11 protein-coding genes are annotated in these 15,625 nt (G+C 53.1%); 6 read left to right on the top strand and 5 right to left on the bottom strand.

The genetic code is table 11. The features are described 5' to 3' along the window. Positions 1-58 precede the first annotated feature (58 nt). On the bottom strand, positions 59-1,609 hold the full coding sequence (locus JIN85_RS02695) for a LamG-like jellyroll fold domain-containing protein (protein ID WP_200267390.1): 1,551 nt from the start codon (positions 1,607-1,609) through the stop codon (positions 59-61). After that, positions 1,606-2,163, bottom strand: coding sequence for a sigma-70 family RNA polymerase sigma factor (locus tag JIN85_RS02690; RefSeq protein ID WP_200267388.1), 558 nt, complete (start codon positions 2,161-2,163; stop codon positions 1,606-1,608). Before JIN85_RS02690 ends, JIN85_RS02695 begins: the two co-directional genes overlap by 4 nt. A gap of 227 nt (positions 2,164-2,390) precedes the next feature. On the opposite strand from JIN85_RS02690, the gene JIN85_RS02685 reads away from it, so the two are divergent. Continuing rightward, the gene (locus tag JIN85_RS02685; RefSeq protein WP_234047197.1) at positions 2,391-3,098 is read left to right on the top strand and encodes a glutaredoxin; all 708 of its coding nucleotides are present in this window, start codon (positions 2,391-2,393) and stop codon (positions 3,096-3,098) included. A 109-nt stretch (positions 3,099-3,207) separates the two neighbouring features. Here JIN85_RS02685 and JIN85_RS02680 read toward each other — a convergent pair whose 3' ends face one another. From JIN85_RS02680 to JIN85_RS02670, 3 genes are all read right to left on the bottom strand, one after another. Continuing rightward, positions 3,208-7,950, bottom strand: a complete 4,743-nt coding sequence (locus JIN85_RS02680) for an AAA domain-containing protein (RefSeq protein WP_234047196.1) — start codon at positions 7,948-7,950, stop codon at positions 3,208-3,210. A 692-nt stretch (positions 7,951-8,642) separates the two neighbouring features. Beyond that, a complete protein-coding gene (locus tag JIN85_RS02675) occupies positions 8,643-9,845 on the bottom strand; it encodes a M48 family metalloprotease (RefSeq protein WP_200267382.1) in 1,203 nt (400 codons plus the stop codon). 148 nt (positions 9,846-9,993) lie between these two features. Next, on the bottom strand, positions 9,994-10,653 hold the full coding sequence (locus JIN85_RS02670) for an NAD(P)H-dependent oxidoreductase (protein ID WP_200267380.1): 660 nt from the start codon (positions 10,651-10,653) through the stop codon (positions 9,994-9,996). A 57-nt stretch (positions 10,654-10,710) separates the two neighbouring features. Between JIN85_RS02670 and JIN85_RS02665 the strand changes: the two genes are divergently transcribed. From JIN85_RS02665 to JIN85_RS02645, 5 genes are read left to right on the top strand one after another with little or no spacing between them, the layout of a single operon-like run. After that, a complete protein-coding gene (locus tag JIN85_RS02665; protein WP_200267378.1) occupies positions 10,711-11,655 on the top strand; it encodes a LysR family transcriptional regulator in 945 nt (314 codons plus the stop codon). Between the two features lie 51 nt (positions 11,656-11,706). After that, positions 11,707-12,381, top strand: a complete 675-nt coding sequence (ispD, locus tag JIN85_RS02660; protein ID WP_200267376.1) for a 2-C-methyl-D-erythritol 4-phosphate cytidylyltransferase — start codon at positions 11,707-11,709, stop codon at positions 12,379-12,381. After that, positions 12,378-13,622, top strand: a complete 1,245-nt coding sequence (locus tag JIN85_RS02655) for a M16 family metallopeptidase (protein WP_200267374.1) — start codon at positions 12,378-12,380, stop codon at positions 13,620-13,622. The genes ispD and JIN85_RS02655 overlap by 4 nt, the downstream gene beginning before the upstream one ends. An 11-nt stretch (positions 13,623-13,633) precedes the next feature. Then, positions 13,634-14,335 (top strand): YwaF family protein, encoded by a 702-nt coding sequence (locus JIN85_RS02650; RefSeq protein ID WP_200267372.1) that lies wholly within the window; start codon positions 13,634-13,636, stop codon positions 14,333-14,335. A gap of 37 nt (positions 14,336-14,372) precedes the next feature. Next, positions 14,373-15,614 carry a 4-hydroxy-3-methylbut-2-enyl diphosphate reductase gene (locus JIN85_RS02645; protein WP_200267370.1) on the top strand — a complete coding sequence of 414 codons (1,242 nt, stop codon included), beginning with the start codon at positions 14,373-14,375 and terminating at the stop codon, positions 15,612-15,614. Positions 15,615-15,625: the final 11 nt, after the last annotated feature.

Genomic DNA, 15,625 nt, shown 5'->3' with positions numbered 1-15,625 from the left:
GATCGGGGGGAAGACTTCTATTCCTCTGTTTGTTGATCTTATTAAGGCTACTGCCGATTTAATCTCCGCCGACTGGTGGACCGGCTGCGCGCAATGAGTTGATGATCTTTTCGTCGATCACTCCCTGATAGATATAAATCTCATCCAGCATTCCTTCAAATTTCGGCAAGTCTGGAGTAATACCATAACCCATCCGTAGAGGACCATCGCCAGGACCTCCAGTCAGCGTATCGACCGTGTTGGTGTACGGTTTCCCACCAGCGCCAAACTGATGCTCCAACTTGCAAAGTTCTCCATCCAGATAAAGCGAGCAATCCGGCAATCCGTCTTCATGGGTTTTCCCTGTATAAATTGCCGCCAGGTGGTGCCAGTGACCATCATCCAGGACATGACTGTCGTAAAATCGGTCACCGCCGAAGGAGATGCAGGCGTGTAGTTCACCATCGCCGCTGTCGCGTGGAAACCAGACCTTCCACTTGCGGTTAAAATGGTTGTCAGGATCTCCCCATGCGATGGCTGCAGGGACCAATCCTGTTTTCTGGGCATCCTTTTCAAATTTGAACCAAAACGCAGCGCTCCTTGGGGTATTGCCATTGAATCCCGACCAGTTGGTATCAATCCAAGCCCCCTCACCTTCGCCAAATGAAATCGCATTCCCCACGGCTCCCGGGACCAATCTTGAAGTAGGATCATCTCCGATCAGGTGTGCCTGAATCACATTCGCACCGGGTAAATTTCCTTCTACCTGGATTTTGCCCGTTCGATCGACTTTATCGAAGTTGAAATAGAGATATGGCATCTCACCCGGCAGCGTGCTACGGAAGCGTCCGGGATTCGGCGGCAAAGGAAGCAAGGTCCCATCGTGATTCACCACCCTTACTTGACCTGCGGTTAGAACCTCGGAAGTTCTGGAACCAATCCGGGTTGTTAGAGCTACCTTGCCACTCAAGACGTGAACCTGGTCCGGCCCCTTCGATAACGACAAGACACCGAACTCCGATCCCTGATCGATCACCTCAAGTTCATTCGTACTCACCGAAAATCCTTTCGCGGTCTGCGGGATCTGAAACCAACCGACTCCCCGCTCCAGCACCAGATGGTTCTGATCCTGCAGATAAAACTCAGCGGGTCCCTCAATCACCAGATGCGCCCCGTTTCTTAAAGAGCATTCAAAACTGCCACCCAGCAAGTTGACCTGAGCTCCATTGCTCAAATTATCCCCATGCGATGCTTTACTGCCATTGGCATAACTCACCTCACAGACGGCACCGGGAGAAAGCCGATACGCAACCGCATCGGATACCGCCGGACCTTTCCTGAACATCAGGAACGCAATCATCAACACGGCAGCTGCAGCAATCGAACCGCCGAGAAGCCAGCGACTCGTGGATGGCGTGCTTCGTTGGAAGCGAGCCGGAAAGATGGTCTCCACTTCCGCCTTGCCTTCATAACGGGCACCGAGCGCGCTGTGCAGACGGCTCAAGGTTCGGTAAACAGATCTAGCCTGTGGATCACTTCTTAAAATCTGTTCAAGTTCGGCCGCGCGCTCAACTGATGCATTTCCATCCAGCAGTTCCAAAATCCGGCTTTCCAAATCTTCCCGTTTCATCTGGTGCCAAGGGCGATTTTAGATTCCACGCAGAGCTTGAGATTCCTGCGAATCCTCATCAGCGCGATCCTCAAGCTGCTCGCGCTCGCACCGGTATGGTCGGCATATTGTTCCAGGCTTTTGCCGGGAGTGTAGCGGAACTCGATCAATTCCTGCTCCTTTCGACTCAACTTGGCGATGCAATCATCCAAGGCATCCATCGAAACATCACGGCTGTTGCTGGCTGCCGATTGAGCTTCCTCATCTGCCAAAAGTTCGATCATCTGATTTGAGAAAACGACTCTTCCATCCCGTCGCAACCGATCCCGATGGTGCATCACTTCGTAACGCGCAACCGTGAACGCCCAGTTTAGAAATTCACTATCCTCCCTCAAACTCTCGCGCTTTTTCCAAAGCACCATATTGGTTTCCTGAAGCACATCAGCAACCGATGGACTCCCAGGCAACAGGGTCACGATGTAGGCGCGCAATGCAGATTGGTGCTGCGTGATCAATTGGACAAACGACTGCAGCCGCTCGGTTGGATCCGGCGGCATCAAATGGGGATAATCCACATCTGAATTGGAATGACTGGGCATCGTCTTCCTTAAAAACCAAAATCACTCCAAAAACGTTACAGAAAAAAAATTTGCTTCGGTTGAAAACTGATCCACAGCCACCGCCCCCCAACCGCCGCTAGCTCCAGCCCCCCTAGATTTGACGACTTCCTAGGCTGCCATTAACTTCGAAAACTGGAAGCAACTGAAGAATCATCATGGAAAAGCACGCAACAATTTACCGAATGGTCACTCCGAACCACCTTTGCCCGTGGGGAGTGAAAGCACTTGATCTGCTCAAGCGGAATGGCTTCAAGGTGGAGGATAAGCACCTCAAGACCAAGGAAGAGAACAAGGAATACAAAGAGGAAAACGGTTACGATGAAACACCGCAGATCTTCATCGAGGGCAAGCATCTGGGCGGTTATGATGATCTCCGTGAGCACCTTGGGCTCGGGCCGGATCCCAAAGAAGGCGAGACTTACCAGCCGGTGATCGCCGTTTTCGCAGTGACCTTCTGCATGGCGCTCGCAACCAGTTGGGCCATGCTTGGAACTCTTTCCCCGATCCGCATCGGGGAGCTTTTCATTGCCTTCAGCATGTGCGTTTTAGGCATTCTAAAACTGCAGGATCTACTTTCGTTCGCGACCGGCTTCGTGCAATACGACCTGCTTGCCCAACGCTATGTCCCCTACTCGTATGTTTACCCATTTGTCGAAGCGGGTGCGGGTGTACTGATGATCGCCGGGGTTGCGACCTGGCTCGCAGCCCCTGCGGCCTTGATCGTCAGCACCATCGGTGCGATTTCGATCGTGAAAGCGGTTTACATCGAAAAACGCGACCTCCATTGCGCCTGCGTCGGCGGTGGAAGCAGCGTTCCTCTCGGCTTCATATCCCTCACCGAAAACCTCATGATGATGGCCATGGCGATCTGGATGTTGGTGACGAATTAACAGTAACTTGATTCAGAATCCGGGGACTCCTCTGCCCGATTTCAAGAACTCAAAAATGAGTCCACATTCCAGATCGAACCACGCTAAATTCAACTTGAAAGAAATCGACCTAGATCACTTCTACGTATCCCTTTGCCAACTTTTCAGCCACCAGCTTTTCAACTTCAAGCGCCGCTCTGGACTCGTTGGAAAATTCTTTCACCCGGGCCTGACCCGACGAGCCGATTCGACCGTAGTTCAATCTAATCGAGCAACCTATTTGATTGATGGACCAGAATTTATGCGAAGTTCCTGCGGTAAACTCAAAACGCCTCAGCGCATCAGGCGTGGTATTTTGGGGTTCGCTAATCCCGGTTTCCAAGAATGATTCCTCTAGGGGGATTTCTTTATGCAGTTCCAGCTCTTCAGGCGTCTCTTCTTTGTGGAGTGCTCGCTCGATGCGTTGCAGAATCGCTTCAGGCTCATGCCACCAATCCTTTATCATTACCACAACCACTCCCCAGCCAAATGCACGTAAAATCCCGGGCCGGGTATGGAATTGTTCCATGGCACTGCCCAAGGTTCCGCGGTCAATCAGAATCGCTATTTGATAGCGCTCCTCATCGGCAGCCCTGATTGCGATGTCACATCGGAAGCGCCCTTGACCAACAGAGGTATCAGCGATCCATCCTCGCATCTCCAGAGCTGCAGCAATCTGTGCCGCCACGAAGTGGTTGGTATATTCCTTGGTATGCGTTTTGTTCTTCAATGGATTGAGTCCATCCAGAACGAGACGTGCGGTAGCTACATCGCCGTTTGATTGGCCTTCCGCATACTGGAGGAAATTTTTCAGAGCCCTCGCACCATCGTTATAGTCATTGGTGATTTGAGTATATCGGATGCTACTGACGAGCACCATGTGATGCCGTGCACGGCTAAAGATGACATTCAGGCGTTTCTCGCCACCCCGTTGATTGATCGGACCAAAATTCATGCGCATCCTACCCTCTGATTCCGGCGCGTAACAAACGGACATGAGTATAATATCACGCTCATCACCCTGAATATTCTCCAAGTTCTTCACGAACAAACCACAGAATTGATCGTCCTCCTCGCGCGCATACTCCGCTTCAAGCCGATTGGCGAAATCGGAATCCACTGCAGCAATCGCATTGAGGGCAGATTCAATCTCGTCCTGCTGCGCCTCACTGAACGCCGCGACGCCAATACTGAGGTTCGATTCGCAAACCAGCAAATCGTGCACTAGGCGGGCCACGACGGCAGCCTCCACAGAATTACGACGATTACCGTAAACACCATTTGGGCAATGAACAAAACTGATCGGTCGCGCTAATATCTCCGGCACCAGATCCGTCATTTCATCGACGGAATCCACCTGCAATTTCTCCCTCTGCGCTACGGAAATCTGACGATCCGGAATCGTGAATAGCTCTCCTTTATAAAAAGCAGCATTGCTGAAACCAATCAGTGCCTCGTAACGGCTGCGATAGTGCCACGCCAGCAAAGTGCTAGGCAAACTGCGAGTACTCTGAGTCAGGAAGCTATCCGCGTCCATCATGATACTGACCGTTTCACCATCTTCATCAATCGATATCTCGTCCTCCTCATCTCCGTCAGCGCTACCGAAAAAATTGGTCGGAGGGAGCTGCATTTCATCACCTACCACGATCACCTGTTCTGCCCGATAAGCAGCTGGAATTGCATCTTCAACGGGAATCTGGCTTGCCTCGTCAAAGATCACTACATCGAAAAGTCCTGTATCAAGAGGCAGTGTATCCGAAACTGACAAAGGACTCATCAACCAGATCGGTTTCAGATCGCGAACCACTTGCCCAGTATCCCCTGCAGCAAGGTCGCGGATCGATTTGTATCTCATCGTCTTTCCGAACTCATGCTCCACTTCGCGGCGGCCGGCAGAGTAACTTTTCTTGAACAATTTCAATTCAGGGCTCAACGCTGTAGCTGACTGAGTTGAAATCTGCACATGTTCGAGAAATCGTTGCCGTACTTGATCAAGGATCCAGTGTACATTCTGATGCAGCCACTCGTTGTGGACGCGAGACAGTCGATCCATCTTCTGTTGCAAGACGCGACTATCAAAACGCTGGATATGACGATCCGTCTGATAGAACGATTCGAGAGTCTTGCGTGCGTATGCCGCTTCTAACTGATTCGATATCAGGTCAAATTCACGTATCGAACGCCGCATTTTATCAGATGCAGCTGAAAGCTCGCATAAGGTCGGCAATAGCTCAGGCAAAGTATCCAACTCCTCGCAAATTCCACGGATCGCGGAGGAGACATCCTCCAGATCCATGCCACTGGCATCAAAAATCAGAGAATCGACTTCCTTACGCAGCATTTGGAAGCCAGCAGCGAGGGCCGCCAACTCATTCACCAATTTAGTGCTCTGCTGTGTCGAGAGCAGGCTTGATCTGAACTCAGAGATGGCTGATGGAGCACTGGGGTCTGTTAGCTCTGCGAGCCTAGATGCAAATGCCTGCGGATCTTTCTCACCAAACTTAGTCAAACTCTGGTCTGACAACTCATCGACAATTGCAATGGCTGCATGCTCTGCTGCCAAGTCCGTGAGAATTTGCTCCCAGGTAGGTGCTATAGCATGTGTAGAGAAATCGTAATTCGACTTCAGAACCTTCCTCAAACGCCACCATCCCGGATTCAGGAAACCGAAGGTTCCATGCACTCTTTTTGCAAGTTCAAGTGCGGCGAGGGTTTCTTCAGCTGACAGTTTGACTCTCCACTTACTAGTTTTCTTTTGTGCGGTTTCCAGCTCTTTAAGCGCTTTCGTGTGATCAATCTTGAGTTTAGACCATTCTTTTGAACGCGGACTTTCAGGATCTAACAAATTGATCTGATCCCGGCTCGCTATTGGCTGGAGACGTTGGGAAAAATCGAGCAATTGCGAGATGCGTTCAAAGGAGTTCCAGTCCTCTTGAGGCAATCCGGTACGTTGCAGTGCATCAAGAAGGTCATCTAGCTGCCGTTCAACTGCGCCCAACCGATCCATGCAGCCATCCAATGGTGAATCGCTATGGATTACATCTTCACCGAGGTGACGTAGGGGGTGTCTTGCAAAAATTGGATCTACCCCAAGATCTAACAAAACAGCATTCAACCTCTCAACCGTATCGCCGAATTTTACCCATTCTCCATAATGAGGCAGTCTTTCTTCCTGTTCCGCTGTAAGAGCCGGACATGCGCTACCATCCTGGCTTCCTCGAAGCTGAATTAGTCGGAGAAGAATCTCACGCAATGGAACACCAGCTTCTCCAGGCACGGAATTCAGTTGCTCCATATAATTTTGAAGCAAACCCAACTCGGTCTCCATCGTTCGCAAGGCCGCATCTCGTTTGGGAGAGCTTCCTGACACAGTGTTGCCCGCAAGCCAACCTTCGTAGGTTTGCTTGAGGTTCATCACAAACTCCTTCTTGTCCGTCTGGGAATCATGGATCAAGCAACAGAGTTCATCGAGTCCCTGCTGGCGAAGACGATGAAAAACCACATCAATGGCGGCACGTTTTTCACAGACAAAGAGCACTCGTTTGCCACGGGCTACGTAGTCTGCAATGAGATTCGTGATCGTCTGCGACTTTCCTGTTCCCGGAGGCCCCTGGATGATGAGACTTTCCCCATGCCTAGCCTTCGCGATGGCACTGACTTGGGTAGCATCTGCCGAGATGATAAGATATTGGTCAGACGGCTTAAGCGGCACTGGAGAAGACACATCCACAGTTTTTGGATCAATCGAAAACAACTGATCAAATGCCTTACCCGAGGTGTTGTGTTCGATTAGATTGGCATAATCACGCACCAAGGTCATCTTGCGATAATTGAAGTTCGCCAGGGTAAGCGCGCAGAGGTCAAATTCCCAAGAATACGGATTCCCCTCGGCTTCTTGAATCAATGCATAGTGTTGCGCTTCGTGTTGATCGGGTGAAGCCAAAAAAGGCGTCCGTGGCCGCGGTGGTGCACCGGCTAATTCACGCAAGGGTAATGGCGACGGCACCACCATCTTCTGGAACATTTGAAGTCCCAGCGGGCGAAAATCTGATCGATCGTAACTATAAGCGAGGTCATCCGCACGAGTAGCTACGGCTTTCCGTTTTTTCTCCATCCTGCGCCGGTATTGATCCAGACGCTTGCTGGCTTTTTCATGAATCAGTTGGATCCTGGGCTTGTCGCATAAATCCAGAAGCACCCCTGGTTCGGTTTTCTGAATTAAACCTCGAAGTGATTCGTGGAAATCTGCGATCGTCGTTTCCCTCAAATCAATCTGGTCGGGCAGCTCAACATCGTAAAGCTGATGGAGTTGATGGCGCAATGCCGGATTAATCTCTAACTCCGTACCCTGTGGTTCCAGAATGTATTGATCTTTCACACCTTTGCGTTTCACTAAATTCACCGGCATCAGTAGCAATGGGGAGTGAATTCGCTCCTGAGGTGATTCCTTCAGATTGTTCCAGCGCAAAAATACCACCACCAATCTGAGCTGGGAGAAGCCATACTCGGCACGACTTCTTCGAGCATCACTGATCAGCTTATCTAGCTGCCCAGGCAGATATGGTGCGTCTTCGAGCCGCAGCCATTTTTGCAGAGGGATCGAACGACCTGACTTCACCTCACCTTCGAGATGATGATGCCAAAATAACAACTGGTCTTCCTTGATATTCCGATAGTCGAGCACTAACGGCACGCTGGCAGTTGTTAGATTTAAGGTAGACTGCGAGCTTTTAAAATACAGTAAGCGATTGCGGCGCGAAACTTCGAACAGACGATCACGTAGATGATTCTGGATGATCTTTCTTCGTCCCCCGCTGGTTGCATTTTCCAATCCCGGCAACCGGTTGACATCGGTATCCGCGGGTTGATCACGATACGTTTCCAGGGTCCGTAGTAGTCTGGATAGATCCTGAGAACGCTTCCCCCGGTGCAGCTCAGTCATTTCCACCAAAGCCGCCGCAATGACTGGATGCAGATGCGATTCTAACAAGAACAGGTTATGACGTGCATTGACAAAACTTTCCAAATCTGCCAGCACGTTGAAATCCAGACCAAAGATCAAACTGGCGAACAGCATACCAATCGAATGAATGTCGGTCAGTTCATCGTGATGGCCGATCTGATGCTCCCAACTGACATAGCCAGGAATGAAAACGGGGCGTGTAATTTCTTCCCTTGCGCCGTTGATTTCCAAATTTGAGAAATTCTCTCTGAAATCATCCTGATTGATCTCACGCGACAATTTTCCAATCACCTCCACCCCACCACCTGCCGGTGCAAGCAACTCGCTTAACTTGGTGAGATTCGAGGTCTGAGCAATCCCTTCCGCTTGTACGAGCCTGAGTTCCAGCCCTCCGGAAATCCCCAGCCCGGATAGTCCCCGCAAAGCAGCAACTTTACCCGCATGGTGGATCGCAATAGTTTCTCGGATTAGAGGAAAAATCGCGGACAACGCATCTTCCAGCTGAAAGCCTCCTCGCTCAATCCCAAGTCGAAGAAACCGACTGAATGCTGATTCTTCGTTCATGGTTTTTCCTTACCAATTTTCGCTAAGACCTGTGCCGCAGTCTCCTTCAAATTCTTCATCACTTTCGGTTTCACTTTTAGCTCCTTGGTGGCGATTTTTTCAAAGTATCCCAAACATTCCATTGCCCGCGCCTGCTCGATTCCGGATGCGAGCGGTAATTCCTCCAAATCCGAATCAACCGCGCAAAAATCGAGCATGACATTACAAAGATACTCCCTTTCAGCTTTGGAAAGCGACCCGAGATTCTGTATCAAAGAGGCGTCGTCATCGTTTTGTTCCAAATCGAAATCTGGAAAATACAGCCTGGCGTGCGCGAGTACTTCGTCACTTCTGAACCAATCCGGCGAGAGGTGAAACTTCAAGAAACTCCGAGTGATCCGAACCAACTTCAGCTGGCGTATCAGGTCGAGCGACTCCAGCTCCTCTGATTGATCCAGCATCCGATCAATAGCCTCGTCACAGTCTGGTGAATCCTCAACCCACAATTGTAGGGCTCGGGCACGGATGAATGTTTCAGGATGCGTAAGCTGGCTGATCTTAGGTTTCGATTTCGCGAAAATCTCCTCAGCTTGAGAGAGATAACTTTTGCCGCTCACCTTTGATAAACCAGTCACCGCCTTCACCAAACTTGCCACGGATATTTCTAAATTGCCGGTCGCTAAATAACTGCCACGATCTGAGAACAATTCAGTCGCCAAACTCCACAATCGAGCACTCTGGCGGTGACTCGACTTCCCGTTTGGGTGGATCGCAGACTGATGGAGGATGCGATCTGCCAGAAAATACACCCCGCCTTCCATATGCCATAGCCGGTAGTGAGCCAGTTCGTGGCCTACCACACCGCGCAACTCCTCAGGTGCCAGCAACGTCAGAATCGGCCCTGAAAAAAGCAGGTGGATCTCACCAGATACATAACAAATCGCGGCATTGGCAACGGATTCCCCCTCGGACTGATAAGCGTTAACTACGATATCCGCCAAACCAAGTGCTTCCTGAGCAGCGGCAATCTCCTGGAAAAGCTCAGGATGCTCTTCAGCCGTCAGCCGATAAGTATCACGCAGAAGCGAGAGTCTGACTTCGTCTAAATTCTGATCTGTTCTCTCAGCCTCTGCCTGCCATTTCCACACTTCAGGTTCATAGGTTCTTAGCCAATCGACCATCATCTGGTGCTGTGGCAACGCTGTTAGGGACCGACTCATATCGCGTTGAATTCAAGACGCAGAATTGTCGGTCTACAACCTTCAATCGAACTACGAAGGGAGAACATGCCCCCCTTAAAGAGGCTCTAACTGCTCTACCTAATAGCCATTTTTGCAAAAAGGTAGAGCACGTAAGAGCAGATGATTCTCAAATCCGCACAAACACCTCTTCCTTCGGCATGCGGACTTTGGCCAAGTCGGCGTATGGATCGGTGGCATCGCGGTAGCCGAGCGGACAGATCACGACCGAGGACAATCCTTTTTCTTCCAGGCCTAATATCGCATCGAACTCGCCAGGCAGGAATCCTTCCATCGGGCAGGCATCGATGCCGAGCATCGCCGCACTGGTCAGCAAGGTGCCGAGGGCGATGTAAGTTTGGCGAGCGTTCCAGGCTGCAAGTTCGGCTTCGCTTTTCGCACTCACGGTCCCGGCCATCATGTCCCGATAGGCCTGGAGTGAATCCGCCGGAATGCCGCGAACTTCGGCTGTCCGTGAAATGAGCGCATCCACATCGGCCACGCTGAAATCCTTTTTAATGGTGAAGACCACCAAATGAGACGCTTGCCCAACCTGTGGCTGGCCGTAAGCCGCTGGGACCAGTTTTGCCAAAACTTCAGGGTCGGTCACGACGACGAATTTCCATGGCTGCAAACCGTAGCTGGATGCGGATAAATGGATCGCCTCCTCCAAGGCCGCCCAATCCTCCGCACTGATCTTGCGGGAAGGATCAAATTTCTTGGTAGCGTAGCGCCAGTTGAGGTTGCTGATGAGTTGATCGTTGGAAATGGGCTGATTCGTATTGCTCATGTCTCATTCATAACGGTTCGCAGTGCCGTTGGATAATGCGCTTTCCCGATTGCAGTGATGCCGTTTCCGCATCACATTCGCGGTGTGCTCGTGCAAATCCGATCGTTTCTCACCATCGTCGAAGAAGGCAGCCTGCGCCGCGCTGCGGACCGGTTGCGCGTTTCCCAATCGACACTCACCCGGCAAATCCAGGCGCTGGAGCACGAAATCGGCGGTCGCCTGCTGGAGCGAACCTCATCCGGGGTGCTGCCAACGAATGGAGGCCATGCTTTGGCGGAGCGGATGCGAAGTTTTTTGAGCGACTACGACGATGCCCTGCTCGAAGTGCGCCGCCTGGTGCGTGGCGAAAGCGAGCAGCTGCGGATTGGCTTCATCGCCTCCGCCGCCGCGCAATACCTGCAACCGCTGATGTCCGACCTGCGCGAACATTTTCCCGGTTCAAAAGTCCGAATGCTCGATCTTTCTCCGGGCGAACAAATCAGTGCCCTGCGGCGTGGGGAAATCGATCTCGCCCTGATTGATCAAGGCAGTGAATTGCTATCGCGCGATTTCTACGTGCGCAAAATTGCCGAAGTCCCGAGCGAAGTCATTCTGCCAAAAAACCACCCGCTTGCCTCGCGAACTGGGGTGTCGATCGCCGATCTCAAAGACGAAACGTTCGTCAAGGGCCCGGATGCGGATTTGCCCGGGTATGAGCAACGGCTCGTGCAGCTGTGCTGGAAACTCGGCAAATTCCGGCCGAAGTTCATCGGTCAGCCGGACAGCCTCGCGGACGGACTTTCCATGGTCGCAAATGAAGACGCGGTGCTGCTCGTTCCGGGATTTGATCGCCAACAAATGTCGGCCTGTTTCACCACTTGCTTCGCCTCCGTTCCGATCACCGATCCGGGCGCGGTGTGGGATCTCTCGATCGCCTGGCAACGCGGCCGCGCCTCGGCGCCACTACGATTCATGATCGACTCTTTTTCCAAATCGGGCTCTATCCAGCAGATCGCCCGATGATTCAGAAATTCCGGGGTTGCGGCGGGTCGCTGGGCTGGTGAAGCTGGGCGGGTGACTCATGATTCCAACCCCGCGAAATGCTGTGCGATTGTCGTCGCCGCAGGATCGAGCCGACGAATGGGCTTCGATAAATTGGCCGCTCCGCTGGCAGGTGTTGCCGTGTTGCGCAGAACGTTGGAGATCTTTCTCGCTGCGGAATCGATCGCGGAAGTGATCGTCGTTTGCCCTGAAGATCGCTGGGATTTGCTGAAAACAGAAAGTTCACCCAAACTGGTCAAACGCGTCGATGGCGGCAAGGATCGGCAGGACTCGGTGGCAGCGGGATTGGCGGCGACGGACCTTCCCTGGGTCGCGGTTCACGATGGAGCACGGCCGCTGCTGCCCGCTTCGGAGATCGACCGATGCGTGGCGGAAGCTCAGAAACATCGTGCAGTTTCGCTGGCACGCCGGGTGACCGAGACTTTGAAAAAATCGGACGATTCCGGCTTTTGCACGGAGTCGGTTTCGCGGGAGAATTTGTGGTTCATGGAAACTCCGCAGATTTTTGACACGGAGCTGCTGCGCCAGGCTTACGCCGAGGTTGCGCGGGCAGGGTTAACCGTCACCGATGAGGTTTCCGCGCTGGAAGCGATCGGCGTTCGCGTGAAATTCGTCGAATCCGCGCATCCGAACTTGAAAATCACGACGCCCGCCGATCTTGCTCTGGCAGAGGCACTTCTCAAATGAACAAAGCAACTTACGAATGGCGGCAAATTCCGGGTGGACCGAAACTCGCGGTGGCAACGGTGCCGGATTCGGAGTGCGCGGCGCTTTCAATCTACATTCCGGCTGGCAGCCGTGACGAAGCCAACCTGCCCACCGGCTTGGCGCATTTCGTGGAGCACATGGTTTTCAAAGGAACCACCCGCCGCAGCGCGAAGGAGATCAGCTTTGAAATCGAAAACGGCGGTGGCCAACTCAATGCCTGCACCACCGAAGATCACACGGTTTATGAAGGTCGTGGCGAAGCCGATCTGATGCCGGTGCTGGTCGACGTGCTCTCCGACATGGTCTGGAACGCGACCTTTCCCGAACATGAAATCACGCTGGAACGCGAGGTCATCGGCGAGGAAATCACGATGTATCGCGAATCGCCTTCGGATCACATCGGCGATCTGATTTCCAGCGCACTCTGGCCGGATCATCCCCTCGGCAACCCGATTTCTGGATCGCTGGAATCGATTGCGCAAATCGATCGCAGCACCTTGCTCGGCTTTCGAGATCAACATTACTTCCGCGAAGACATCGTGATCGCCGCCGCCGGGCCGTTTTCGATTGATGAGATATCGGCGATGTTCGAGCCATTTTTGCCGGAGAAGTTTCACGCGGTTGAAGCACCACTGGCATTCCACCGGAACGGGCAGATTCCGGGTCGGGTGACGGATGCGCGCGAGACCGATCAGTTGCAATTGGCCATGGCCTGGCACACGCCCGGGTTGCAATCGCCGAAGCGCCACGCGTTGCGCATGCTCAGTCTGATGCTCGGAGAAACGGCGAGTTCACGGCTGTTTCTGGAACTGCGGGAGGAACGAGGGCTTTGCTACCAAATCGGCAGCGATGTTTCGTTTTTCGACGAAACCGGCGCATTCGAAATCAGCGCGGGACTCGATCCTGAATCGCGCGAGGAAGCCATTGACTGCATTTTGCGGGAGATCGATGATTTGCTGGAAAACGGGCCGCGCCCGGGCGAGCTGGATCGGGCGAAGCGGTTGTCGATTTCGCAAAGCAAGCAGGCTTTTGAATCGACCTCATCGCATGCCGCGTGGGCGGGTGAAGGATTGATGGATTTCGGACGTATACCTGCACCACTCGAATGGCGTGAAAGCGTTTTGGCGGTGACGGACGAGGAGGTTCATGCGGTCGCGCGTGAGATTTTCCTCAACCAGAAACCGGCCATCGCTGAAATCCTGCCCAACGAGGACGAGTAAAACCCTCTCCCATGCCCCAGCCGTTCCACCCATTTTCGACGCAACATTTCACCGCGGTGGCGATTGGCGGGGTAATCACGACGATTTTGCTATTGGCCGGAAAACGGGGTGGCAAGCCACGCCTGATTTCCACCGGCATTCTCGCATTTCTCTGCCTTGCAGCCTATCCGCTGAGTCAGGCGGCATGGATGACCTATCCGGGAGATAAATCCTTGGAAACGGTGCTGCCATTCCAACTTTGCGACCTGGCAGCGATAACGGGAGCTTTCGCCCTGCTCTCGCGGCGGCATTATTTCGCCACCCTGACTTATTTCTGGGGCTTGGCGGGCACGATCCAGGGCTTGCTCACGCCAGCGGTGACCGTGGGCTTCCCAAGCGCGCCGTTCATCATGTTCTTCGTCCAGCACTTCGCGATCGTTGCGGTGGCGTTGTATCTTCCGATTGTCGAAGGTTGGCGGCCCAAGGTGCCGTTTTGGCGGAGCCCGGTCGAAGTCATGGGCTGTTCGCTGATCTATCTGGTTTTTGCCCTGATCATCAATCGGCTGCTCGGAACCAATTTCGGTTTCGTCAATCATCCACCGGAAAACCCAAGTTTGATCGATTACCTCGGCCCCTGGCCCTGGTATTTGGTGTGGATGGCGCTGATCGCCCAATTGGCTTACCTGCTGTTGGCGTTGCCCTTCGCCGGGCGCAAATTGCAGTCAGGAAAATGATTTGGAGGCTGCGGGTTCCAATTGTATATCGATCGCGATGAGCGATGCCTCCGCCAATGCGGCCCCGAAACCGAAGAAACCCCGTGTCAACGTCCGTCGTCCCGATGTGATGGAGCGGGTAGCCGCCGAAGTCGCGGTGCATTTCCACTCATCCATCGTCGAAAAACTCAAAGATCGCGGCGGCAAAGTCACCATCGGCAACACGACGGTGCTCTTGGCCCAGCAATTCGGGTTTTGCTACGGCGTGGAGCGCGCGATCGATCTGGCCTATGCCTCGCGCCGGGTATTTCCTGAAAACCGGATCTTTTTGATCGGCGAGATCATTCACAATCCGGACGTAAACCACCAATTGCGCGAAATGGGGATCGTTTCCCTGCCGTGGCAGGAAATCACGCCGGATTATGACGATTTGACCGAGGACGATGTGATCATTGTACCGGCATTTGGCGCGCCGACCCATTTCATGAAAAAAGTGGAAGAGCGCGGCAGCTATGTGGTCGATACCACTTGCGGCGACGTGATGAAAGTGTGGCGGCGAGTGCGGAACTACGCCAAGGAAGGCGTGACTTCGCTGATTCACGGCAAGGCAAATCACGAGGAAACCCGGGCAACTTCATCCCGCGCCCTCGGCGAAAAAGGCGACGGCCACTACCTTGTCGTGCTGACGCTCACCGACACGGATTACGTCTGCGATTACATTCGCCATGGCGGCGACAAAGAAGAATTTCTGCGCCGGTTTGAGGGCTCGACCTCACCGGGATTTGATCCGGATTTGCATCTGCAGCGGGTCGGGGTGGCCAATCAGACCACGATGCTCAAGAGCGAGACGGAGGAAATCCAGCGCCGGTTTCACCAAGCGATTGCGGATCGGGACGGAACCGACACGGCGTTTCAGGTTTTCGACACGATTTGCGGAGCCACTCAGGAACGGCAGGATGCGTTGTTCGAGATGCTGCGCACGAAAATGGACCTGCTTTTGGTGGTCGGCGGCTACAACAGCTCAAACACGCAGCATCTGGTGGAAATCGGCGAAAAAAGCCTTCCGACGTTTTTCATCCGCGATGCCAGCTGCATCAAGTCGCTGGACGAAATCGTCCACTACGACCTGCACCACAAGCAGGAGGTTTCCTCGCCTTATTCCGAATTATTGCTCGGTGATAAGCCCGTCACGGTTGGCATCACCGCCGGCGCGAGCTGCCCTAACAATCTGATCGAGGAGACGATCGTGAAAGTGTTCTCGCTGCGGGGTGTGGACCACAGCGAGTTGGAACGCCTCTAATCCGGAGCCGA

Source organism: Luteolibacter pohnpeiensis (assembly GCF_016595435.1).
In the GTDB taxonomy this organism is placed as follows: Bacteria; Verrucomicrobiota; Verrucomicrobiia; order Verrucomicrobiales; family Akkermansiaceae; genus Luteolibacter; species Luteolibacter pohnpeiensis.
This window is presented reverse-complemented; position numbering and strand designations above follow the sequence as displayed.